At 67.7% G+C, this 22,577-nt stretch carries 18 protein-coding genes, 1 other RNA gene and 1 pseudogene; 4 read left to right on the top strand and 16 right to left on the bottom strand.

What is annotated here, in order from left to right; translation table 11 throughout:
* The first annotated feature begins 465 nt into the window (after nt 1–465).
* Both AC5RUK_RS00225 and AC5RUK_RS00220 read left to right on the top strand, forming a co-directional pair.
* Complete coding sequence (locus AC5RUK_RS00225) at nt 466–834, top strand: hypothetical protein (RefSeq protein WP_494151051.1); 369 nt, start codon at nt 466–468, stop codon at nt 832–834.
* Nucleotides 835–1,193: 359 nt separating this feature from the next.
* Nucleotides 1,194–2,387 (top strand): heparan-alpha-glucosaminide N-acetyltransferase domain-containing protein, encoded by a 1,194-nt coding sequence (locus AC5RUK_RS00220; protein WP_494151050.1) that lies wholly within the window; start codon nt 1,194–1,196, stop codon nt 2,385–2,387.
* Between the two features lie 70 nt (nt 2,388–2,457).
* Here AC5RUK_RS00220 and ssrA read toward each other — a convergent pair.
* Nucleotides 2,458–2,827, bottom strand: a transfer-messenger RNA (tmRNA) gene (gene ssrA, locus AC5RUK_RS00215).
* A 136-nt stretch (nt 2,828–2,963) separates the two neighbouring features.
* Between ssrA and AC5RUK_RS00210 the strand changes: the two genes are divergently transcribed.
* Nucleotides 2,964–4,103 carry a carboxylate-amine ligase gene (locus AC5RUK_RS00210; RefSeq protein ID WP_494151049.1) on the top strand — a complete coding sequence of 380 codons (1,140 nt, stop codon included), beginning with the start codon at nt 2,964–2,966 and terminating at the stop codon, nt 4,101–4,103.
* 61 nt (nt 4,104–4,164) lie between these two features.
* Here the strand turns inward: AC5RUK_RS00210 and smpB are convergent, their stop codons facing one another.
* From smpB to prfB, 14 genes and pseudogenes are all read right to left on the bottom strand, one after another.
* On the bottom strand, nt 4,165–4,638 hold the full coding sequence (gene smpB / locus AC5RUK_RS00205) for an SsrA-binding protein SmpB (RefSeq protein ID WP_127511404.1): 474 nt from the start codon (nt 4,636–4,638) through the stop codon (nt 4,165–4,167).
* A 91-nt stretch (nt 4,639–4,729) separates the two neighbouring features.
* Nucleotides 4,730–6,109 carry a peptidoglycan DD-metalloendopeptidase family protein gene (locus AC5RUK_RS00200; RefSeq protein WP_494151048.1) on the bottom strand — a complete coding sequence of 460 codons (1,380 nt, stop codon included), beginning with the start codon at nt 6,107–6,109 and terminating at the stop codon, nt 4,730–4,732.
* A 100-nt stretch (nt 6,110–6,209) separates the two neighbouring features.
* Nucleotides 6,210–7,124 carry a permease-like cell division protein FtsX gene (gene ftsX, locus AC5RUK_RS00195; protein WP_493989193.1) on the bottom strand — a complete coding sequence of 305 codons (915 nt, stop codon included), beginning with the start codon at nt 7,122–7,124 and terminating at the stop codon, nt 6,210–6,212.
* Nucleotides 7,121–7,822 (bottom strand): cell division ATP-binding protein FtsE, encoded by a 702-nt coding sequence (ftsE, locus tag AC5RUK_RS00190; protein ID WP_493979073.1) that lies wholly within the window; start codon nt 7,820–7,822, stop codon nt 7,121–7,123. The genes ftsX and ftsE overlap by 4 nt, the downstream gene beginning before the upstream one ends.
* A gap of 88 nt (nt 7,823–7,910) precedes the next feature.
* Nucleotides 7,911–8,894 (bottom strand): alpha/beta fold hydrolase, encoded by a 984-nt coding sequence (locus tag AC5RUK_RS00185; protein ID WP_494151047.1) that lies wholly within the window; start codon nt 8,892–8,894, stop codon nt 7,911–7,913.
* Nucleotides 8,891–9,643, bottom strand: coding sequence for a 3-hydroxybutyrate dehydrogenase (locus AC5RUK_RS00180; protein ID WP_494108664.1), 753 nt, complete (start codon nt 9,641–9,643; stop codon nt 8,891–8,893). Before AC5RUK_RS00180 ends, AC5RUK_RS00185 begins: the two co-directional genes overlap by 4 nt.
* Nucleotides 9,636–10,277, bottom strand: coding sequence for a TetR/AcrR family transcriptional regulator (locus AC5RUK_RS00175; RefSeq protein WP_493989190.1), 642 nt, complete (start codon nt 10,275–10,277; stop codon nt 9,636–9,638). Before AC5RUK_RS00175 ends, AC5RUK_RS00180 begins: the two co-directional genes overlap by 8 nt.
* Entirely contained in the window at nt 10,274–11,869 is a 1,596-nt protein-coding gene (locus tag AC5RUK_RS00170) for a class I adenylate-forming enzyme family protein (protein ID WP_494151046.1), read from the bottom strand. The genes AC5RUK_RS00175 and AC5RUK_RS00170 overlap by 4 nt, the downstream gene beginning before the upstream one ends.
* A complete protein-coding gene (locus AC5RUK_RS00165) occupies nt 11,866–13,095 on the bottom strand; it encodes a branched-chain amino acid ABC transporter permease (RefSeq protein ID WP_494151045.1) in 1,230 nt (409 codons plus the stop codon). The genes AC5RUK_RS00170 and AC5RUK_RS00165 overlap by 4 nt, the downstream gene beginning before the upstream one ends.
* Nucleotides 13,092–13,967, bottom strand: coding sequence for a branched-chain amino acid ABC transporter permease (locus AC5RUK_RS00160; protein WP_493979079.1), 876 nt, complete (start codon nt 13,965–13,967; stop codon nt 13,092–13,094). The genes AC5RUK_RS00165 and AC5RUK_RS00160 overlap by 4 nt, the downstream gene beginning before the upstream one ends.
* A gap of 131 nt (nt 13,968–14,098) precedes the next feature.
* Nucleotides 14,099–14,797, bottom strand: a pseudogene (locus tag AC5RUK_RS00155) (ABC transporter ATP-binding protein); the annotation flags it as partial.
* A 173-nt stretch (nt 14,798–14,970) separates the two neighbouring features.
* Nucleotides 14,971–15,735, bottom strand: coding sequence for an ABC transporter ATP-binding protein (locus AC5RUK_RS00150; RefSeq protein WP_493989186.1), 765 nt, complete (start codon nt 15,733–15,735; stop codon nt 14,971–14,973).
* Nucleotides 15,736–15,848: 113 nt separating this feature from the next.
* Nucleotides 15,849–17,054 carry a substrate-binding domain-containing protein gene (locus AC5RUK_RS00145; RefSeq protein WP_493989185.1) on the bottom strand — a complete coding sequence of 402 codons (1,206 nt, stop codon included), beginning with the start codon at nt 17,052–17,054 and terminating at the stop codon, nt 15,849–15,851.
* 258 nt (nt 17,055–17,312) lie between these two features.
* Nucleotides 17,313–18,431 (bottom strand): peptide chain release factor 2, encoded by a 1,119-nt coding sequence (gene prfB / locus AC5RUK_RS00140; RefSeq protein ID WP_494151044.1) that lies wholly within the window; start codon nt 18,429–18,431, stop codon nt 17,313–17,315.
* A gap of 302 nt (nt 18,432–18,733) precedes the next feature.
* Here prfB and AC5RUK_RS00135 point away from each other — a divergent pair, with 302 nt between their 5' ends.
* Entirely contained in the window at nt 18,734–20,077 is a 1,344-nt protein-coding gene (locus AC5RUK_RS00135) for a S8 family peptidase (protein ID WP_494151043.1), read from the top strand.
* A 219-nt stretch (nt 20,078–20,296) separates the two neighbouring features.
* On the opposite strand, the gene AC5RUK_RS00130 is transcribed toward AC5RUK_RS00135, so the two are convergent.
* Entirely contained in the window at nt 20,297–22,567 is a 2,271-nt protein-coding gene (locus AC5RUK_RS00130; RefSeq protein ID WP_494151042.1) for an FHA domain-containing protein, read from the bottom strand.
* Nucleotides 22,568–22,577 lie beyond the last annotated feature (10 nt).

Genomic DNA, 22,577 nt, shown 5'->3' with positions numbered 1-22,577 from the left:
CTCCTCGGCGTCCGGAGAAGAAGCTCAGCACCTCGATGGACGCGTAGTGCTCGGCCATCACGTCGCGTGAGCGAGTCCGCTATCAGCACTGTGTGGCGGCCCTGGTCTCCGGATGTATGGGCCACCGGGTGACCGTGAACACCGCCTTGAGGCGGGGGATCGTAGCCGGCTTTTTGCGCATGTTCTTAGGCCATCAGCCTGACCAGCAGGGCTGGCAGTTTTTCATGACTGCTTACATCGCGCTCTTCCTTGAGAGAATTGTGAGAATCACGCAACGCCAGCGCAAAGTGCCTTTGCCATTCTGATGATGCGGGTCCTGTTCAGGACCCGTCGGCCTCGTCCTCTCGGACTGGTGCCGGTCCGCACCGACAAGGGGCACGGGTGAACGTGATGGCGACGGTGAACGGAATATCCCAGCCTGGGGCACGGGTCCAACTCCTTACCTCGTCGTGGAGTACTGGATGCATGCGGGGCGATCGGCCGCAAGGCGTTGGCCTGACTGGCCCCACTGATCTGCTGCCGGAGCCTCGCATCCAGGAGGACCACGCCGCCCACGATCTGGCCGCCCCGGCCGCCCACGGCACCGTCGTCTCCTCCCAAGGGCGGCACGCCATCATCCGGGGGCTCGACGTCATCGTCGGGGACGTGGTGGCTATCTCCGGCTGGGAAACCGTCCCCGGCCCCCGGCGGCCTGGTTGCTTCGAGCCCCGTGTCGAGGCCGAGGTGGTAGCGGTGAACGGCACCGAGGCCACTGTCGTGCCGATGGTCGGGGGCTGGATCCCGGTGGTCGGGGCCAGAGTGTTTCTCTCCCGCCACGGTGGACTGGATCCGTAGGACCCCGCAGGAGGCGCGCCTCGCTGAAGGGTGCCGCAGTCCACCCCACGAGGAAGGGAACGAGAAACGAATGACGAAGAGGTTTTAAGAGGCCGGCCAACCGCAGCCCGTGTCCCCGACGTCTCCCGACAGGCCGGTGAACCGGGACGGTGGTTTCCTCGTCCTTGCCGGCGACCGAGGTGTTCGCCGGCAGCCCGGGAGAACGCCTGGAACAGCTGTTCGAGGCCATCTGCGACCGTTTTGCGAAGAGCGGAAGACACGAGCACCCCGCGGTGGACACACCGAAAGAGAGAAGGACGAAGATGGGCCCTATTCCGGACAGGCAGGGACGCGACGTTGGTCCTGCAGACGCTAAGTCGATGCAGAACAGGCGGCGGCTGATCGGCGTCGACGCGGCCCGCGGCCTGGCCCTCATCGGGCTCATCGCCATTCACATCTTGCCAGCGGCGGACGAGGAAACCCACGAGCCGACACTGTCGTGGCTTCTGTTCTCCGGCGACTCCGCTGCGCTGTTCGCCCTCCTGGCCGGAGTGGGCCTGGCCCTGTCCACCGGCGGGCACAAACCGCACCCGGGGCGAAGGATGGCGGGGAACCGCCTGGGACTGTTCGTGCGGGCCCTCCTGATCGGAGTCATAGCCCTGGTGATCGGGGCTTTCATGCCGCAGGAGGACCCCCCGGCCTACGGCATTTTGCTCTACTATTCCGTGTTCTTCCTGCTGGCCATTCCGTTCCTCCATCTGCGGCCCAAAATATTGTTCATCAGTGCAGCGGCCTTCGGCATCGTCTCACCGATCCTGCTGCAGAAGCTGGATCCAATGCTTCCGACATCGTCGACGTTCAACCCCACGGTGGAGCATCTTTTCTTCGAGCCGGCCGGTGTGGCCTCGGATCTACTGCTGACCGGCTCATATCCGGCACTGATGTACATGTGCTACATCCTGACCGGGCTGGGAATCGGACGACTGGATCTGCGAAAGCCCAAGGTGCAAGGCTATCTCGCCGGGATCGGCGCCGGGCTGGCGATCCTGGCCAATGTGGCCTCGGCACTCCTGCTGTATGCAATGGGAGGCTTTCAGCAGTTGGTGGCTGCCAGCGGGATGTCGGGGGAAGAACTGGACCATGAGATCGTGTGGGGATTCGGGACCATTCCGGATTCGTCCTCGTGGTGGCTAGCCATTGCGACACCGCACACCAACACGCCGCTGGCGATCGCCAGCAGCCTCGGCATCGGCCTGATGGTGACCGGTGTGTTCCTCCTGGTCGAGCTGGCGGGTGCACGCTGGCTGACACCCCTCGCCGCGATGGGGTCGATGACCTTGACCCTCTACTCCGCGCACCTGCTCGCGCTCAGCCTCGAGGTGCACTACGAGGAACCCGTCCTGTGGTTCATCATCCATATTGCAGTCGCCATGGCGTTCGGCCTGATCTGGAGCCGGTGGCTGGGACAAGGCCCCTTGGAAAGACCGGTTGCTGCGGCCGCCAAAAACTTCCGGCAGCTCGTGGACGATGGATCGTCCGGGACCACCGGAGCACCCGGAACGGTTTCCCGGTGATTCGGGTCCTCCTGCCGGGGCGCCTACCGTAGCAGGGCAAAGAAAAAGCCCCGGAGAACCGGGGCCAAATCAGTGGAGATGGGGGGAATTGAACCCCCGTCCGATGTTGTGTTGCCAGGACTTCTCCGGGCGCAGTTTGCTTCGGGTTTTCTTGGCCCCAACCATCCCGCAAACAGGTGGTTGACCCGGGCCCAGCCGTCTAAATGTCCCGAATACCCCAACGGCGAAGGTATTCAGCAGTGGCCCTCTTAATGACGCCAGCATCCGGGGCGAGAGCGACCCCGGGCTGACGGACTTGCAATGCTACTTAGGCAGCGAGAGCGAAGTCAGTGCGCTTAGATTCGGCACTTATTGGTTTGCAGAGAGCGTTTCCGAGATAACTCTGCATCCTCGGCCCGCTTCCCCTGGCGCGACTAACATCGTCGAAACCTGTCATCCCCGTATGTAGTTATCAAAATAACCATTGGTGCCGGGCAGTTACCTGTCCGGACCACCCAGTGTAACCCATGCCGGCACCGATGTATTCCCACCGCTCCGGCGTAGCCAGCGTGCGGTCGCGGGATTTACCCTCGAACCATGGTTGTGGGCCGAGCCCAAGGCACGCCACCGACGCCGGCGCTCACCCCGGCAACGTTCGGCATCGAAGAAGAATTCCTCTTGATGGACCCCCGCACTGCCTTTCCGGTGACGACCGGTCCGGCGGTGCGGGCTGCCCTGCGCCTGGGAGCCGCCCCGGAATGGGTCAGCTACGAATTGCTCGACTGCCAGGTGGAAACCTCGACCCCGGTGTGCCGCCAGCTGTCCGAGGCCGCAGAAGCCCTGCTGGACTTCCGCCACGAGCTGGCCCGCAGCGCCGCCGCAACAGGGTCGGCCGCGGCCGGCATCGGCGTGATTTTCGACGCCGACCTGCGCCCGGCATCCGTGACCGACACCCCCAGGTACCGCAGCATTGCCGAGCGCGCCCCGGCCCTCATCGCCGACCAGTACGTGACGGGTATGCACATCCACGTGGAAGTGGCGGATCCGGAGGTGCGGCTGCAGGTCCTTAACCGGCTGCGGCCCTGGCTCCCGCTGCTCACCGCCGTCGCCGCCAACTCACCGTATTGGCGGCACGCGGACAGTGGCTTCGCCAGCTGGCGCACCATCCTGTACCGCCGCTGGCAGGTCCAGGGCTGCCCGCCGTTCTTCGCGGACCTGCACGACTACGGCGTCCGCGTGCGGCAGCTGTACGCCTCCGGGGTGGTACCCGATCCCGGACACCTCTCCTGGCTGGCCAGACTGGCAGACCACTACCCCACCATCGAGATCCGGGCCGCCGACAGCCAGCTCACCGCGGCCGACAGCGTGCTGCTGGCCGGGCTGGTCCGGGCGCTGGTCGCCACCGAGCAGGCCGCCGTCGTCGCCGGTCGCCCCGTCACCAACTTCTATCCGGAACATCTGGACGTGGCGCTCTGGCAGGCGGCCCGGTTCGGGTTGTCGGAGAAACTGGTGCATCTGGATTCGGCCACCCTCTGGCCCGCGTTCGATGTCCTCGAGCTGTTGCTGCGCCACATCGATGAGGCGTTGGAGCAACACGGGGACGGCGGCTGGGTCCGCGAGCAGGCCGCACGGCTGCGGCTGGAGGGAAACGGTGCGCAGCGCCAGCGGAAGGCGCTGGCCAGCGGCGGCCTACCGGGGTGGCTGGATTTGGTGCGCCGGTCCCTGACGGCGGACTGATGCCACGCACCGGGTTTCCCCTGCGCCGCATGGCGTGGGACAGCGGTGTAGCGGCAGTGCCTCAGGCCCCGCGGTTCTTTTCCCGCATGGCGCGCAGGGCCTCGCGGTTGTCCTGCTTCTCGCGCAGCGTCTGGCGCTTGTCGTAGTCCTTTTTGCCACGGCCGACGCCGATCTCCACCTTGGCCAGGCCGTCGTTGAAGTACAGCTGCAGCGGCACGATGGTGTAGCCCGATTCCCGGGTCTGCCGGGCGATCTTCTCCAGCTCGGCCCGGTGCAGCAGCAGCTTCCGCCGGCGGCGGGCTGCATGGTTGGTCCAGCTCCCATTGAGGTATTCCGGGATGTACACGGATTCCAGGTACAACTCATCGTTGTAGAAGATGGCGAAGCCGTCCACCAGCGACGCACGGCCCTCGCGCAGAGACTTCACCTCGGTGCCCATCAAGGCCATGCCGGCCTCGTAGGTATCCATGATGTGGTAGTCGTGCCGGGCCTTTCGATTGGTGGCCACTACCTTTCGGCCACTTTCTCTGGGCACGGGGTACTCCTTCGTCGTCGGAACGTTCCATTATAGCGGCGCCGCGGCATTTGGGTGCGTGCCGCAGCGCGCCAAGTGCCGCGGCGGACGCCTAGAGCAGGTTCATCGGATTGACGAAGCTGCCGTTGACGATGGTTTCGAAGTGCAGGTGGCAACCGGTGGAGTTGCCGGTACTGCCCACGTAGCCGATCAACTGGCCCCGGCCGACGCTCTGGCCGGCGTACACCACATAACGGGTCATGTGGTAGAAGTTCGTGTCCAGCGCGTTGCCGCCGACCACGCCGTGGCTCATCGTCACGCTGTTGCCGCCGCCCCAGACCGTGCTGTCCGCGCGCGCCACCGTGCCGGCGGCCGGTGCGTAGACCGGCGTGCCGCAGGCGGAACCGTAGTCGATCCCGCTGTGCATGTAGCCTCCGGTGCCGTAGAAGTCCATCGTGCCCGCCGGAGTGGGCCGCCAGCCGTAGCCGGAGGTGATCGGCCCGTTCACCGGGGAGATCAATCCAAAGGACGACGGCGCCTGGCTGGCCGGAGGGGGCGGCGGCACCCTCGGGACCAGCTGCGGCACCGGCTGGCCGCTGTTGCGCGCCGCCTGCTGTGCTGCCTTGATCCGCGCCTGTTCCCGCTCCCAGGCTTCCTGGGCCTTGCGCCGCTCCTCGGCCTCGCGCCTGGCCCTCTCCGCCGCCTCGCGGCGGAGCCGTTCCTGCCGCTCCTTGATCTGCGAGAGCACCTGGTTCTGGGCCTGCTCGGTCTTGGCCAGCTCCTGCTCGATCTGCGGCTTCTTGGCCTGCAGGCTGTCCGAAAGCGCCGAGGTCTCGGCGATCAGTTGGTCGACCTTCTGCTTTTCGGCGGCCGCCTCGTCGCGGGCGACCTGCTCGGCCGCCAGTGCCTCCTCGGCTTGCGCCTTCAGGTCCCGGATCTCCTCCTCCACGGCTTCCAGCCGCGCCTGGGAGTTCACATTCGTGGCGTTCTGCTGGGCCAGCTTGTCCAGTGCCGCGTTTTGGCTGCGCAGCGCCTGGTCCGCCAAGTCGATGGTGCTGGCCAGGCCGGCGTCGCCGTCGGAACCGAAGAACAGCGACAGGTTGGACGGCACCCCGCCCTGCTTGTAGGCCTGGGTGGCGATCTGGCCGATGACCTTCTTGGTTTCTTTCAGCTCCGCGGCGTCGCTGGCCAGTTGCTGGTTGATCTTGTCCTTGGTTTGCAGCGCAAGGTCCACGCGCTGGGCCAGTGCGGCGACCTTGTTGGCGGCGGCGTCCACCCGGCCCTCTGCCTCGGCGAGCTTCTGCTGGGCCGCCGGCAGCCGGCTCTGGTGCTGCTTCAGTTCCTTGACCGCCTCGATGATGTCGGCGTTGAGGAACTCCAGCGACGATTCAATCTGCTGGATTTCCTGGTCGAGGGCGGCCTTGCGGTCGTCGAGGTCGTCTGCCTGGGCGGGGCCGGCGGAGCCCAGCGAGAACGCGAGCAGGGCGGCCATGGCGGCACTCAAAATCCCTTGCGGAAGACATCTCTTCCGCGGCTTAGTACGGCTCACAGCCTGGCTCCCCAATGTCAAGTTCTGTGCACGTGTCATGAGTCTAGACCTTAAGGTAGCGGCGCAGTGTCAAAAGGGACGATATTCCGGCCAGAACGGCACCCAGCAGCACCAGCGCGGGACCGATCACCAGCATGGTGCTGGAGGAAATGAAGGCCGTGTCGGGGTACTGGCTGGCCAGCCAGTCGCCGATGAAGAAGTGCGCCACGGCCCACAGGGTGACCGAGGCCAGCAGTGCCCCGAGCACGGCGGCGATCACCCCTTCCAGCACGAAGGGCAGCTGGATCACGGCCTTGGAGGCGCCGACCAGCCGCATGATGCCGGTTTCCCGGCGGCGGCTGAAGGCGGAAAGCCTGATGGTGGTGGCGATCAGCAGGATGGCGCAGACGATCATCACGACGGCGATGCCCACCGCCACGAGCGAGGCGATGTTCATGACGCTGAAGACCTTTTCCAGGATCTCGCGCTGGTCCACCACTACTTCGACGCCGGGCAGCGAGGAGAAGATCTCGTTGATGACCTCGTACTTCTGCGGATCCACCAGCGAGACGCGGAAGGACTCCGGCAGCTGGTCGGCCGTCACCGAGTCCACGATCGGGGAGTTCGCGAACTGGTCGCGGAAGTGGCCCAGCGCATCGTCCTGCGACTCGTACAGGTAGGTGTCCACGTACTGTTCCACGGCCGGACTGGTCAGCGTGGCCTCGATTTCCGCACGCTGCTCGTCGGTCACGGGGCCGGCCGCGCAGCTTGCCGTCGTCGAGGTGTCAACGCACAGGAAGATGGCCACCTGGACCTTGTCGTACCAGTAGCCCTTCATCTGGTTGATCTGCATCTGCAGCATGCCGGCCGCGCCCACGAAGCTGAGCGAAATGAAGGTCACCAGCACCACGGAGACCACCATGGACAGGTTGCGGCGCAGGCCGGAACCGATTTCGCCGAGGATAAAAGCCAGTCTCATTTGGCCTCCTCCGGTTCGCCCAGGTAGATGCCTTCGGACTGGTCGCGGACCAGGACGCCGTCGCGCAGCTCGATCACGCGCTTGCGCATTTCGTTCACGATCACGTTGTCGTGCGTGGCCATCACCACGGTGGTGCCGTTCTGGTTGATCCGGTCCAGCACCTTCATGATCCCCAACGAGGTGGTCGGATCCAGGTTGCCAGTGGGTTCGTCGGCCAGCAGGATCCCGGGCTTGTTCACGACGGCGCGTGCGATGGCGACGCGCTGCTGCTCGCCGCCGGAAAGCTCGTGCGGCATGCGGTGGTCTTTGCCTTCCAGGCCCACGGTCTTGAGCACCTCGGGCACCGTCTCGCGGATGACCGCCCGGCTGCGTCCGATCACCTGCATGGCGAACGCCACGTTGGCGAAGACGGTCTTGTTGGGCAGCAGCCGGAAATCCTGGAACACGACGCCGATGCCCCGGCGCAGCTTGGGCACGCGCCAGCTGGGAATGTTGGCCACATTCTGGCCGGCGACGTAGACCGAGCCACGGGTGGCGCGGTCTTCTTTCAGGACCAGGCGGATGAACGTGGATTTCCCGGACCCGGACGAGCCGACCAAGAACGCGAAGTCGCCGCGGTCGATCTCCAGACTGATCTTGTCCAAGGCCGGACGAGAGTTCTGGTCGTAGATCTTGGTGACGTTATCGAATCGAATCATGACTACTTTGTGCCTCAGGCCGAGGACGAGGGCTTGTGCTTGGGGGAAGAAACCTCAGCCTCTCGACTATAGGCACGCAGTCTTGAGTTTATCCTGCAGCCCTGCCGGTGTGTCGTTTCACCTGTCCGGCAGCTTGCCCCGCAGACTGTCCGGCCGCCCGGTCGGCCGGCCGCCCGGCCAAGGCGTCGCGGACGGCATCCGCCACCGCCGCCGCTCCCGGGCGGTCCATGACGATGGTGTAGTGGTTGGTTCGGGCCACCTCGCGGACCCGCAGGGCGGGCAGCCGCCGCGCCCAGTCGTCCACGTATCCGGGCGTGTAGAGGCCCGCGTCTTCGTTCAGCAGGCCGCGCGGGGCCCGCATCAGCACCGCCGGGACGTCGAGTGATTCCAGCGCGTCCATCAGGACGGCGCCGCTGTTCAGGTCGGCGGTGTCGCGGGCCATCGCCTCGTAATTCGTCGCCGGCCGCAACAGCGGCGGCTCGCCGGCGAGGTCGTAGTCCACGTAGTCCTCCACCAGCGCGTTCCAATGCTCGGCGAACGCCGGGTGCACCCGCCAGAAGTCCCGATAGGCTTCCCGGCTGGGGAACGTCGCGGCCAGCCGTTCGGCAGCCGGGCCCAGCACCGACTGGATGACCTCCTCGTCGCTGAGCCCGGCCGGCACCTGCAGCGGCAGGCCGCCGTCGACGAGCACCAGCGACTCCACCAACCGCGGGTGGCGCCGGGCCAGCACCACGGAGGCGAAGGCCCCCATGGAATGGCCGACGACGACGGCCCGGCCGACGCCGTGCGCCGCGAGCACCTCCGCGAGGTCGTCGGCATGCGCGGCCATCCCGAACGGGCCGGGCAGCCCGTTGCTGCGCCCGCGTCCGCGCAGGTCCGGGGCGATCACCCGCACGCCGTCGAGCTCCTGCGCCAGCAGGCCCCACGTGCGGTGCGAGGCCGTCACCCCGTGCACGGCCAGGATGGCCGGTGCCTGCGCGTCCCGGGGTCCCCACACGCCGGTGCGCAGGGTGCCGCCGCGCACCGGCACGTCCAGTGCGGCGTAGGGCAGGGCCGCCGGTTCGGCGCTCATCGGCTGGACCATCCGCCGTCCATCGTGTAGGACGCGCCGGTGACCATGCCGGCGTCGGGGCCGGCGAGCCAGCACACCAGCGAGGCCACCTCGTGCGGCTCCACCAGGCGCTTGACGGCGCTCTCGGTGAGCATCACCTTGGCGACCACTTCCTCCGCCGGCAGTTGGTGCATCCGGGCCTGGTCTGCAATCTGCTTCTCGACCAGCGGCGTCTTGACGTAACCGGGATTGATGCAGTTGCTGGTCACGCCGTGCGCGCCGCCCTCCAGCGCGGTGACCTTCGAGAGGCCTTCCAGGCCGTGTTTGGCGGAGACGTACGCGGATTTGTAGGCGGAGGCCCGCAGCCCGTGCACCGAGGAGACGTTGATGATCCGGCCGAAACCGCGCTGGTACATGCCCGGCAGCGCCGCGCGGATCAGCAGGAACGGGGATTCGAGCATCAACCGGAGCATCAGCCGGAAGGCCTCCGGATCGAACTCCTCGATCGGGTTGATCCGCTGGATCCCGGCATTGTTGACCAGGATGTCGGTGTCCACCGCGGCCGTTTCCAGCGCCCGGGTGTCGCTGAGGTCCACCTGCCACGGGACGCCGCCGATCTCCTGCGCCACCCGTTCGGCGGACGCGCCGTCCAGGTCGGCGACGGTGACCTTCGCGCCGCGGTCGGCCAGGGCCCGCGCGCAGGCCTCGCCGATGCCGCTGGCCCCGCCGGTCACCATGGCGCTGCGGCCCGTCAGAGTCTTGTCAGCCATGGGTGGGTCCTTCCGTCGTCTGCTGTCCGGGCGCCAGCGCCCGCTCAATGAACTGCATCATTTCTTCGAATACGTGGTCGGGCACTTCCCGCGGGACCGGCTGCGCACCGGCGTCGTCCTCCCAGAGCACCCAGCGCATGCCGATCAGTTCGCCGATGCCCATCAGCGCCCACGCCGCGACGTCCGGGTCCATCGGACGGACCTCGCCGGTGGCCTGCGCCGCCTTCAGTCCCTCAATGTAGCCGTTGACGATGCGCGTGTAGTGCATCCGCAGGGCGCCGGGCGACACGAACTCCGCCTGCCGGATGATCCGATAGAGCGCGGGGTGTTCGGCGGTGAAGCGGAAGAACGCCTTGAACCCGGCCCGCTCGGCCTCCAGCCGGTTCTCCGCCGACTTGGCCGCCTCGGTCATCGCATGGCGCACCCGCCGGTTGAGGTCCTCGACGACCTCGTCGAAGATGGCCTGCTTGCCCTGGAAGTAGAGGTAGAAGGTGCCCAGCCCGACGTCGGCCTGCTCGGTGATCTTGACGATCGAGGCGTCGTGGTAGCCCACCGACGCAAACACCGCTTCCGCCGCCTCCAGCAGCTTGGCCCGCGTCCGGGTGCCCCGGGCGGTGCGTGGTGCAGCGCTCATGATTCCTGCTCCGATCCTGCAGTCAGCGGGTGGCGGCCGGGGCGGCCGGCGGCCTCCCGCAGCCTCCCCCGGACCACCTTGTTCAATGCCGTGCGCGGCAGCGCGGGAACAAAGGCGAAACGGCCGGGGACCTTGAAGGCGGCCAGCTGCGCCCTGCAGTGTTCGGCCAGCTCCTCGGCATCGGTGATCCGGCCCGGCCGGACCACCACGTAGGCCAGCCCGGTCTCGCCCCAGCGTTCGTCGGGAACCCCGACGACGGCGGCCTCGGCCACTGCCGGGTGCGAGAGCAGGACCTGCTCCACCTGGGCCGGGGCCACGTTCTCGCCGCCGGAGATGTAGAGGTCCTTGATCCGGTCCACGATGCGGAAAAAGCCGTCCGCCGTGCGTTCCACCAGGTCGCCGGTGCGCAGCCAGCCGCCGGCGAGCGCCGCCGCGGTGGCCTCCGGGTTCCGGAAGTAGCCGGCGAACACGCCCGGTCCCGAGACCAGCAGCTCACCGGTGGCCGCGCCGTCGAGGATCTGGCCGGTGACCGGGTCCGCCACGGCCACGCTGACGTGCGGGTAGGGCTTGCCCGCGTAGCCGATCATGGAGGCCGCGTCTTCGTTGGGCAGGCAGAGCACGTTGGGCGAGGCTTCGGTCAGGCCGTAGCCCTGGCTCAGGGCCACCCCCCGCTTGTGCCAGATCCGCAGCAGCGGCGCGGGCATGGACGCCCCGCCCACGATGGCGTGCTGCAGGCTGGACAGGTCGGCGGACGCGAAACCGGGGTGCTCGGCCAGCATGGCGTACTGGGTGGGGACGCCCATCATGGTGGTGACCCTGCGCTCGGCGATCAGCTGCAGCATCCGGCCCGCGTCGAACGTTCGCTCCAGCACCACCGTGGCGCCGGTCCACCAGCCCAGCAGCGGCTGGATGTTCCAGCCGCCCACATGGAACTGCGGCAATGCGGCCAGCACCACGTCGGAACTGGAGAGCTCCATGGTCCGCGACAGCGAGAGGTTGGTCCAGAAGCAGTTGGCGTGGGTCAGGATGGCCGCCTTGCTCGGCCCCTCGGTACCGGAGGTGAAAATCATCAGCAGGGCATCGTCGTCGCGCACTTCCCGCTGGACCGGCGCCGTGGCGCTGGCCAGCCGCCGGGTGGGGCAGGGCACGTGCCGCTCCACTCCCGAGGGCCCCAGTGCCGCCGTGCGCGGCGGCAGCGGGAGCATCGTGGCGGCCGCCGCGGCCAGCGCATCGAATTCATCCTCCACCAGCAGCAGCGCCGGGTCGGCCAGCTGCAGCTGCTCGGCGATCTCCCCGGGAGACAGCCGCCAGGACAGCGGGACCAGCACGAGGCCGGCCTTGGCGCAGGCGAAGAACAGCACCACGTGGTCCGCGGAGTTGCCAGTCAGGGTGGCGATCCGGTCCCCCACGCCGTAGCCCGCGGCGCGCAGCTTCGCGGCGAGGGCGACGGCCCGGGCATCGAGGTCGCGGTAGCGCAGGCTGACCCCACGGTCGTCAATCGCCACCCGGTCGGGGGTGGACACCGCACGGTCGGCGGTCCAGCGGCCGAGGGTATGGAGACCGCCGGCTGGCGGATGGGGGTGCAGGTTCACTCGGCTTTCTCCAGGATTTCGCGCTGCCGGGCGGCTGCCTGGCGGCGCTGGCCGCGGCTGAGGGTGGCCCTCTGCACCGCGCCGGTGATGCCGCCGGGCAGGAACAGGACCACCAGGATGAACAGTGTACCGAGGATGAACAGCGGCTCCGAGAGCGGGATCCGCAGGATGTCCGGCAGGTTGGCAATGGCCTCCGACTGCGCCAGCGCGGTCAGCCGCTGGTCCAGCAGCGTGTAGAAGACGCCGCCGATGACCGCTCCCCAGCGCGAGCCCACGCCGCCGAGCACCACCATGACCAGCAGGGTGATGGTGAAGTCGGCCGAGAGGCTGCGCGGGACGGCACCGGACTGCAGCAACAGGTAGACCATGCCCACCGCCGAAGCCAGCACGCCGCCGACCACGAACACCAGCAGCTTGACCAGATAGGGCTGCAGCCCTATGACCCGCACGCGCAGCTCGTTCTCCCGGACCGCCGCGGCCACATGGCCGGCCCGGCTGAACTGCACCCAGCTGACGACGGCGAAGACCACCAGCAGCACGATCAGCGCCAGCCAGTACAGGTTGCGGGTGTTGGCCACGCCCAGCAGGGCCTCGGGCAGGTTCTCCGTGGCCAGGGTCAGGCCCTCTTCACCGCCGGTGGCCTGGCCAGGGTTGCGGCCCACCAGCACGTGGCCGGCCTCCGCGAAGGCCAGGGTGACCATGGCGAACGGGATGCCCGTCACGCGCAGGCCGACCGCGCCGACCACGTGGGCCAGCACGATGACCAGCAGCAGCGTCAGGCCCATGGCCGGCAACAGCGGGAGGTCGAACGTGTCCAGGATGACGCCGAGGCCGTAGACCCCGGCGCCGAAGTACAGCGCGTGGCCGAAGGACAGCAGGCCGGTGACGCCGAGCAGCAGGTGGTAGCTGAGCGCCGCGGCGGCCATCAGCATGCACATGGCGATCAGCTGCAGCGACCCCGGGGTGTAGGTGGGCCCGGGCAACACGCCGGGCAGGGAGAGGTTCAGCAGCGGCAGCAGGGCCAGCAGTACCACGGCCGCTCCCCCGGCGGCCCACTTGAGCAGCCCGCGGACTCCGCCGGCGGCAGCGCCGCCGTCGTCCTTGCCGTTCTGCCCGCGCCGCAGCGTCCTAGCGCCGGTGGCGCCCGGGGTCTCTCTGTGCCCGGCAGTTGCGGGGCCCGGATTCGGCTGCGCGTCCGACTGCGGGTCGGTCTTGCTGGTGGTCATGATTTCCTCCCGAGCAGGCCGGAGGGCCGGAAGAGCAGGACAAGGGCCAGGGCCACGACGACGACAAAATCCCCGGTGCCGTTGAGGTAGAAGTTCGCGAACTGCTGCAGCAGCGCCACCACCACTGACGCGATGGCCGCGCCGGTGAGCGACCCCAGGCCGCCGATCACGGTGACGATGAAGGCGAAAATCAGCAGCGACCCGCCCAGCAGCGGCGAGACGTAGCCGAAGTAGTGGCTGGCCAGCACCCCGCCCAGGCCGGCCGCGGCGCCGCCGATGGCGAAGACCAGCGTGAACGCCTTGCGGACGTCGATGCCCAGCGCGGTGACCATGGAGCGGCTTTCCACGCCGGCGCGGATGATCATGCCGTAGCGGGTGCGCTTGAGGAAGAACACCAGGCCCAGCAGCACGAACACCGCCGCGATGATGGCCACGAAGCGGTCGTTCGCGATGTCGGCGCCGAGGATTTTGGTGGTCTGGCTGAACCATTCGGGTCCGGAGATATAGACCGGGTCGGTGCCCCAGATCCCGTCGAACAGGGCGACCGACGCCAGCGAGAGGCCGACGGTGACCAGCACCTGTTCGATATGCCGCTCGTACAGCTTGCGGATCAGCACGAACTCAGTGAAGGCGGCGAACAGGGCCCCCACGACGGCGCCCACCAGGAGCGAGCCGAGGAAGGTCCACCAGTTGTCGGCGCCGGCGCGGCGGGCCACCTCCCAGCCGGCGAACGCGCCGAGCGTCAGGAAGGAACCGTGCGCGAAGTTCAGCACGCCCATCAGCCCGTAGATCAGGCTCAGCCCGGAGGCCACCAGGAAGTAGAGCGCGCCCAGGCCCAGGCCGGTGACTGTCAGCAGGACGATGGTACTCACTTGTGCACCCCGTTCGGGTCGGTGCGGGTCTCGGCGCGGGATGCGGCACTGGGGGCCGCGTCCCGGCCGTGCCGGGCGCCGCTGGTGGGGGCGCTGCCGTGTGCGCCGGCGGCGGGGGCGGCCTCGTCGCCGCGCCCGCCTTCGGCGTGGACGCCCAGCAGCCGCTGGGTCAGGTCTTCGTTGTCCAGGAACTCCAGCGCGCTGTCGGTTGTGTGGACCACCCTCCCGCCGGAGAGCACCACCGCGCCGGCGGCCAGCTGGCGGACTACCTGCAGGTTCTGCTCCACCAGCAGGATCGGCACCGTTTCGGCGGCCCGTTCCAGCGTCTCGGAGACTTCCTGCACGATCTTGGGCGCCAGGCCCTTGGTCGGCTCGTCTATCAGCAGCAGCTTGTTTTCATTCAGCAGCGCACGCGCCAGCGAAACCATCTGCTGCTGCCCGCCGGAGAGTGTCCCGGCCATCTGCGAGGCGCGCTTGAGCAGGTCGGGAAAGAGTTCCTCCACCAGCTGCCGGCGCGGGGAGGCGTCCCGTTCGGCCAGCCGCAGGTTCTCCGCCACGGTCAGCTTGGAGAAGACTTCCCGGTCCTCCGGTACGTAGCCCACGCCGCGGCGGATGATCTTGTAGGTCGTTTCCTTGTCGATCCGCGTGCCGTCCAGCATCACGCTGCCGCTGCGGGAGATCAGGCCGATGATGGCCTTGATGGTGCTGGTCTTGCCTACGCCGTTGCGGCCCAGCAGGGCGGTGATGCCGGTGGCCGGCACGGAGAAGCTGACGTTCTCCACCACCTGCTGGCCGGCGATGTGCGCGCTGAGTCCCGCGATCTCCAGCACCGGGCGGGCGCGGCCGTCCGGCCGTGCCGCGGCCGGCGACGTGGCCGTGGCCGCGGGCGCGGGCGCGGCGTGGTCCGGCTGATGACGGGCCGGGGCAATGGAGGTGGCGTCGGCCCGGTTTGGCCCGGGGGCCGCGTCCTGCGGCGCGGCCGCGCCGCGTTCCGGTTGCTGACTCATACGGGTTCTCCCAGGTAGGCGCTCTGGACGGTGGGATTGGCCATCACCGCGTCCGGGGTGTCTATGGCCAGCAGCTTGCCGTGGTGCATGACCGCGACGCGGTCGACCAGCCCGAGGACCACGTCCATGTGGTGCTCGACCATCATCACGGTGCAGCCGCGGTCGCGGTGCATCCGGCGGATGATCGCGCTCAGCCCCGGCACGTCGCCGGAGGCCACCCCGGCCATCGGCTCGTCGAGCAGGATGACCGAGGGGTTGCCGGCCAGAAGCATGGCGATCTCCACCTTGCGCTTGTCGCCGTGGGCGAGGTCTCCGGCCGCGGTGTGCAGCTTATCCTCCAGCCCGACCTCGGCCACGTTCTGCTTCGCGGCGGCGGTCGCGGAATCGGTCCGCGAGGGGAACCGGAATACCGTGACGCTTCCGCCGAGCGCTGCCTGCGCCGCCAGCCGGACGTTTTCCAGCACGCTGAGCCGCGGAAAGAGGCTGGACGTCTGGAACGTCCGGCCCAGGCCGGCGCGGGCGCGGCTGTGGATCGAGGCCGATGTGACGTCCTTGCCGTCGAGCGTGATGGAACCGGCCGTCGGCTTCAGGACTCCGGAGATGAGATTGAACAAGGTGGTCTTGCCGGCACCGTTCGGTCCGATCACACCGACCATTTCTCCGGTCGCGACGGAGAATCCGACATCCTCGAGGATGCGGGCGCCGCCGATCTGCAGGCCGAGGCCGTGCACCGTGAGCGCGGGCTGATCTGGGGAGGTCATCATGTCACTTTCTGTCCGGTCGAGGACCCTGTCCGCGTTCGGGGCGCCGCCGCCGGGTAGGTCGGCGGCGCCCCGGAACTGCAGCAGTGCGGGCCTGCCTGTGGTTGCTGCGGTTACTTGGCTTCCGGCGGAGCCACCGCGTCGGCCGGAATCGCCTTGATCAGCTCAGGCACCCACTCGCCGTCCTTCTCCACCAGCTTGGCCTGGTACATCTCCTGCAGCAGCGCATGGTCGGAGGCACGGATGGTCGTCTCGCCCTTGGGCCCTTCGAAGCTGTAGCCCTCCAGCGCCTCAACCATGGCGTCGACGTCGTTGCCGCCCTCCTTGACCGCCTGCACGATCATCTGGCCGGCGACGAAGCCGTCCGGGGTGAAGAGGTCGGCCTTCTTGCCCTCGGCCTCAACGCTTTCGATCATGGCCTTCTCCACGTCGTTGCCCGCTGCTCCCGGGAAGTAGTGGTTCAGGAAGCTGATCTTGTCCGAGGCCTTGCCGTAGGCGCCGAAGGTCGCGGCGTCGCCCAGGCCGGTCACGATCGGGGCGGCATCAAACGCGCCCTGCTGGCTCAGCGCCTGCCACATGGATCCCGACGTGGCGCCTGCCCAGGCCACGAAGACCAGATCCGGCTTCGCATCGATCAGCTGACGGGCGAACGGCGTGAACTCGGTGGCGTCTTCGGGTACCAGCACGTCGTCGACTTCGGCGCCCTGCTCGCCGAGGACGGCTTCGACGGCGGCGAGGTTGCCCTGGCCGAACGCGTTGTCCTGGCCGAACACCACGACCTTCTTGCCCTTGAGGTCGTCCACGAACGTGCCGGCCGTTGCCACGTCCTGCAGGCTCTGGCGGCCGGAGCGGAAGGTGTAGTCGTTGATGCCCTGCAGCGCGTCGGTGGCGGCCGGGCCGGAGATGTAGAGCACCTTGTTCTGCGCGGCCTGCTCCGCGAGCTTCAGCGCAATGCCGGACACCACGGTGCCGGCCAGGATCTTGTAGTCCTTGCCGATCAGGTCCTTGGCGACGTTGACCGCCTTGTCGGGGTCACCGCCGTCGTCGTGGTAGGTCAGGTTGAGCTTGGTGCCGTTGACCTCGCCGGTGCCCTCGGTGGCATAGTCGATGCCCGCCTGGAGACCCTGGTAGTAGGCCGCGCCATAGGCGGCCAGGGGGCCGGATTCGGAATAGACGATGCCCACGTTGATGCTCTCGGGGGCGCTGCCTTCCTCGCCGGCCGCGCCGGCGGTGTCGCCGCCGGCGGTCGGCGCGCACCCGCTCGCCGCCAGTCCGGTGACCAGCGCCGCGGCCATCAGGAACTTCTTCGTTGCCTTCACTCCGATGCCTTTCGTTGAAATCTGTCAAGGAGTAACTCTGGAACTGTCTGAACCTGATGGTCAGGCCCCCCAACCTGAAAGGTGATTCAGATTACGGCAAATCTATGGCGTGGCTCACAGGGGTGTCAACAGTCGCGCGGAGTCAGAAGGTCACGATTCGGTTGCAGGCGGCCGGACCTCCGGGGGCGGGCACACGCCTAGACGACGAAGCCCGGCCGCTCCTGAAGGATCGGCCGGGCCTCGTGCGACGATTCGCGGTTAGTTTTCCGCGTTGCGGTTGTTGGCGCGCCAGCGGATGCCGGCGTCGATGAAGTCGTCGATTTCGCCGTCGAACACTGCGCTGGTATTTCCGACCTCGTGTTCGGTGCGAAGATCCTTGACCATCTGGTACGGATTCAGCACGTAGGAGCGCATCTGGTCGCCCCATGACGCCTTGACGTCGCCGGCGAGCGCCTTCTTCTCGGCGTCCTGCTGCTCCTTCTTCAGCAGCAGCAGCCGGGACTGCAGCACGCGCAGCGCGGCGGCGCGGTTCTGGATCTGGGACTTCTCGTTCTGCATCGAGACAACGATCCCGGTGGGGATGTGGGTCAGCCGGACGGCGGAGTCGGTGGTGTTCACGGACTGCCCGCCCGGGCCGGACGAGCGGAACACGTCCACCTTGATCTCGTTGTCCGGGATGTCGATCGAGTCGGTCTGCTCAATCAGCGGGATGACCTCGACGGCGGCGAAGGAGGTCTGTCGCCGGCCCTGGTTGTCGAAGGGGCTGATCCGCACCAGGCGGTGGGTGCCGGCCTCCACGGAGAGGGTGCCGAAGGCATAGGGTGCCTTGACTTCGAACGTGGCCGACTTCAGCCCGGCTTCTTCGGCGTAGGAGGTGTCCAGCACCTGGGTCGGGTAGCCATGGCGTTCGGCCCAGCGCAGGTACATCCGCATCAGCATCTCCGCGAAGTCGGCGGCATCGACGCCGCCCGCGCCGGAGCGGATGGTCACCACGGCTTCGCGCTCGTCGTACTCACCGGAGAGCAACGTGACGACTTCGAGTTCGGAGAGCGCCTTCTTGAGCGAGGTCAGCTCGCTGGCCGCCTCGGCCATGGAGGCCTCGTCGCCGGCGTCCTCCTGGCCCAGTTCGACCAGGACTTCCAGATCGTCTATCCGTGCCGTGAGCTTTTCCAGCCGTTCCAGTTCGCTCTGCCGGTGCGAAAGTTTGGAGGTGATTTTTTGGGCGGCGGCCGGGTCGTCCCACAGATCCGGTACGCCCGCCTGCTCGCTCAGTTCGGCGATATCCTTCCGGATCGCCTCCGCGTCGGAGACGGCTTCAATGGATTCATATGTGGCGCGCAGAGCGCGGATTTCAGCGGGAAAGTCGATCTCAGCCATGGTTCTCCCAGCCTACGCCATGGCGGGGAATCCTCTATCCCGCGAAAGCGGCGCCTGACAGCCCCTAGCTCAAGCGCGGGCAGTTGCAATAACCTTTGGAGAGTGCGGGGTGCAGTTTGCGCAGGTGCCGCGTATGGGGCTGGGGCCTGAACTATGTCCATTAATTGGGGGAGGCTGCAATGCCCAGTCAAAGTCACGGATCCGTTCAGAGCCAGCGAAAGAGGCAGAAGCTCGGAAGCCGCCACGACGGGCCGCCACAATCAACCACATCGCGAAGAATTCTGGGGGCTTTCGGCGCGCTCGTGCTGGCCGCAGCAACCCTCGTCACCGCTTCCGGACCCGCCGCCGCGGGACCTGCTGCCGCGGGGGCCGCAGCCGCGGGGGCCGCAGCCGCGGAAGAAGAACACGGCTATACGGTCGTCCTCAAGGACAGCATCGGGAATGTCGATTCCACCGCCACGGCCCACGGGGAGAAGTACGGGTTTACGCGGTCCAACACCTACGAACACGCGCTGAAGGGCTACTCCGGCACTATGACGGTCTCGGAGGCGAAGCTGCTCGCCGCCGACCCGGCGGTTGAATTCATTGCACCCGAGCGGCAATTCGCCTTGCCGGAAAACGTGGCCGGCGACAATAACGAAACCAGCGGCGCGGAATTCCTCCCTCCCGGGTGGCTGCGGGTCGGCGGCACGCCGCAGGAGGCAGCCGCGGACGGCCGGCAGATCACGGTCAACTCCGCAGTGATCGACACCGGTATCGACAGCACCCACCCGGACCTGAACGTGCGCGGCGGGGTGGACTGCTCGTCAGGCACCCCGGTCGAGGTAGCTCCCGTCGACTTATTCGGACACGGAACCATGGTCGCCGGGATCCTTGGCGCGAAGAACAACAACGCAGGGATCATCGGCACCGCGAGCGGCGCACCGCTGTGGTCCGTCCGGGTTATTGCAGACGACGGCACCATCACAGAAGCTGCCCTGCTCTGCGGCGCCGACTGGGTCGTCTCCACTCACACGGACGAGGACCCGGGTAACGACATCAGGGTCGCCAACATCAGCATCGGCAGCCCCGGCCAAGAGCAGGGAACCTGCGGCAACGGGGTCGATCCCCTGCACAAGATGATTTGCCAGGGCGCCGAGAAGGGGGTCGTTTGGACGGTCGCCGCCGGCAATGCGACCGCGGACTTCTCGAACACTGTTCCGGCCGCTTATGACGAGGTGCTCACCGCCACGGCCATGGCTGACTACGACGGCCGCCCCGGTGGCAAGGGAACAGCAAGCTGCAGCGGAGCGTCTTTTCCCAACCCCGACGACGAGTTCGCCTTCTTCTCCAACTTCGCCACCCAGCCTGCGGACCAGGAGCACACCGTCGCAGCCCCCGGAGTGTGCATGACCTCCACGGTCCCGGGCGACCGGTACGCCACCGCACACGGCACCAGCTTCTCCAGTCCGATCGTCGCCGGCTCGGTGGCCCGATGCCTGGCGAGCGAGGTCTGCCAAGGCGACGGGCCGGCCGTGATAGAGCAATTCCGCGCAGTGGTCGCGGAGTACAACCACGAGAATCCCCAGTATGGGTTCATCGGTGACCCCCTGCGGCCGGTCCCGGGCCGATACTACGGTTACCTGACGACCGTGATGCCCTTCTAGGGCACAGGCGGCCAGCTGTGTAAGTTCCGCATCTTGGCCTGCCACCTCTACCGGGAGGCATGAGCCAGCACGCTGTTTCGAAGCGAGCATTCCGATCATCGCCTGCACGCACTCGGGGCCGACAACAGCGAAGAAGAATGGGGGGTCGTCGACCCGATCCTTTCCCGCCCGGTGTCCCGTGTCCACCTCCTCGGGACCCAAAGTGGCAAGAGAGACATCTCACCGCCACGGCTGCCGAGTCACGGAGCGGTGCAGCGCCCAGGCCGCAAGCGCAAGGAACACCAGGGCCTGGGCACCGAGCAGTCCGAGGTCGACGAGCCACTGCTCGGCGGTCGGGTCGTAGAGCGGGTCGACGTCCGGTGCGGGGGGTTGCTGGAGTCCCACGGTGACCGCTGTTGCGGCGTAGCCGAAGCGGGCGGGAAGCAGCCAGGACGCCTGTTCGAGACCGGCGCGTCCTGCGATCTCGAACAGCCCGCCGCACAGGATGAGCTGGGCCATTACCAAGGCGACGAGCGCGGGCATAGTCTGCTCCGTCGACGTCGCCGCGGCCGAGATCACGAGCGCGGCGACAGTCATGGTGACTCCGACTGCCGCCACCGCCACCGCCACCTCCACACGTCCGTCGCCCAGCACCCGGGCCTCGTCCGGCCCCGGAAGGCCAAGGAGCGCGAGCATGGTGAACAGCACGCACTGGCCGGCAACCAGCACGCCGAGCACCGCCACCTTGCTCAGCAGGTACGCCCCCGGGGAAAGGCCGACGGCCCGTTCCCTCCGGTAGATCGGCCGTTCCACAACCAGCTCACGCACGGAGAGGGCAGTGCCCATGAGCGCGGCACCGACCACGAGGACGACCAACCGCTGCTGGACCTGATGTAGATCACCTTCAGCTTCCCTCAGTGACAACCCCGCCCTTCCGGGAAAGGCGTGTGCCATCAGCGCGAGCAGCATGGGCATGCCGACGAGGAGGACAACGAAGAGCCGGTCCGCGGCGACGACGGCGACGTTGCGCTGGATCAACGTCCACAGCTGTCGCACCGGAGCCGCGCGCGGCGGCGGAGGCGCGTCAGCCGCCGGGACCGGTACTTGGGCGGACGCTGTCCGTCCAACGTAGGCGTCGCGGGCGGGCGAGCGGGCGTACCGGCCCACCCATGCCTGGTCCTCGAGCGCGGCAAACGCGGCCGGGTAATTGTCCACCCCGAAGAAGGGGAGCACGTCCGCCGGCGGTCCGAAGAACGCCACCCGTCCGCCTGGGGCCAGGACAAGCACGCGGTCGCACTCGTCAAGGGCAAGGACACTGTGAGTGACTACCAGCACGACACGGCCGGCATCTGCGAGCGCGCGCAGGCTCCCCATGACCTGCTTGTCCAACCCAGGGTCGAGCCCGGAAGTGGGCTCGTCCAGGAACAGCAGCTGGGGTGCGGTGAGCAGTTCCAAGGCGATCGAGGTTCGCTTGCGCTGCCCGCCGGAAAGCGAGTCGATCCGCTGGTCGATCTGCTTCGTCAGGTCGACCTCTGCGAGGACCTGGTTCACCCGCTCGTCCCGTTCGGCGGCGCTCGTGTCCGGCGGCAGGCGCAGCCGGGCGGCGAACTGGAGCGCACGCCGGACGGTGAGCTGCCGGTGGAGGATGTCCTCCTGCGGCACGAGTCCCACCAAGAACCGGAGCTGGGCGTACTCGGCGTAGAGGTCCCGCCCGTTCCAGGTGACGTGCCCGCGGGTGGCCGGGCGCAAACCGGTAAGCGCGCCGAGGAGCGTCGACTTCCCCGCGCCTGACGGCCCGATAACCCCCACGAGCGTGCCGGCAGGAACGGTAATCGACACGTCGTCCATCAAGTGCACGCCGGTTTTGGTGGTGACCTCAAGGTGCCGGGCACTGAACACGGGACGCTGCGGTGCTCGCATCGACAGGTGGATACCGTCCCATGTCAGGGTAGTGGACCCGATCCCGATAAGGTCACCCGGGCTGAGAGACACGTCGCCCTGGATGCGTTCACCATTGACAAAGGTGCCGTTGAAGCTGCTGGCATCACGCAGGACGGCGTGTTGTTCGCCGATCTCGGCGGTCGCATGGTGCCGGGAGGCGAGCGGATCTTTTACGACGACGTCGCATGACCGCGAGCGCCCAATCGTGAGCACACGCTGTGTCGCCGGTTGCCGGCGCGGTTCGGTGCTGAGGAGCAGTTCAGGTCCGTCCGGGCCGCCAAGACGGAGGCGGAGGCTGCCGGATTGGAGCGGTACCGGCCCGTCGATTACTTGGTCCGTCCCTGCGATCCAGGTGCCGTTGCGGCTGGCCTGGTCGGCGACCCACCACGCGCCGTCGCGGTGCCAGAGGCGGACATGCTCGCGGCTGACACGCTCGTCGTCGAGGCGGATGTCGGCGCGCGGGTCTCGACCCACATGGATCGTGTGTGCAGGCGGGAAGCTCCAGCCGCGCCCGTCCACGTGCACGTATAGCACCGTTTCGTTCGGGGACGGAGTCAGATGTTCGGGCATTGGGTACCTC

The organism is Arthrobacter sp. Y3223065, from assembly GCF_059090885.1.
The sequence above is the reverse complement of the archived record's forward strand: the minus strand, read 5'-3'. Positions and strand labels throughout refer to the sequence as shown.

What these genes read in the sequence shown, in the direction of transcription:
- ftsE (WP_493979073.1), bottom strand. Translation starts at nt 7,822, where the DNA reads ATGATTCGATTCGATAACGTCACCAAGATCTACGACCAGAACTCTCGT.
- AC5RUK_RS00130 (WP_494151042.1), bottom strand. Translation starts at nt 22,567, where the DNA reads ATGCCCGAACATCTGACTCCGTCCCCGAACGAAACGGTGCTATACGTG.
- AC5RUK_RS00180 (WP_494108664.1), bottom strand. Translation starts at nt 9,643, where the DNA reads ATGGCTGACAAGACTCTGACGGGCCGCAGCGCCATGGTGACCGGCGGG.
- AC5RUK_RS00150 (WP_493989186.1), bottom strand. Translation starts at nt 15,735, where the DNA reads ATGACCTCCCCAGATCAGCCCGCGCTCACGGTGCACGGCCTCGGCCTG.
- ftsX (WP_493989193.1), bottom strand. Translation starts at nt 7,124, where the DNA reads ATGAGACTGGCTTTTATCCTCGGCGAAATCGGTTCCGGCCTGCGCCGC.
- AC5RUK_RS00175 (WP_493989190.1), bottom strand. Translation starts at nt 10,277, where the DNA reads ATGAGCGCTGCACCACGCACCGCCCGGGGCACCCGGACGCGGGCCAAG.
- AC5RUK_RS00210 (WP_494151049.1), top strand. Translation starts at nt 2,964, where the DNA reads ATGGTTGTGGGCCGAGCCCAAGGCACGCCACCGACGCCGGCGCTCACC.
- AC5RUK_RS00165 (WP_494151045.1), bottom strand. Translation starts at nt 13,095, where the DNA reads ATGACCACCAGCAAGACCGACCCGCAGTCGGACGCGCAGCCGAATCCG.
- AC5RUK_RS00200 (WP_494151048.1), bottom strand. Translation starts at nt 6,109, where the DNA reads ATGGCCGCCCTGCTCGCGTTCTCGCTGGGCTCCGCCGGCCCCGCCCAG.
- prfB (WP_494151044.1), bottom strand. Translation starts at nt 18,431, where the DNA reads ATGGCTGAGATCGACTTTCCCGCTGAAATCCGCGCTCTGCGCGCCACA.
- AC5RUK_RS00225 (WP_494151051.1), top strand. Translation starts at nt 466, where the DNA reads ATGCGGGGCGATCGGCCGCAAGGCGTTGGCCTGACTGGCCCCACTGAT.
- AC5RUK_RS00185 (WP_494151047.1), bottom strand. Translation starts at nt 8,894, where the DNA reads ATGAGCGCCGAACCGGCGGCCCTGCCCTACGCCGCACTGGACGTGCCG.
- AC5RUK_RS00220 (WP_494151050.1), top strand. Translation starts at nt 1,194, where the DNA reads ATGCAGAACAGGCGGCGGCTGATCGGCGTCGACGCGGCCCGCGGCCTG.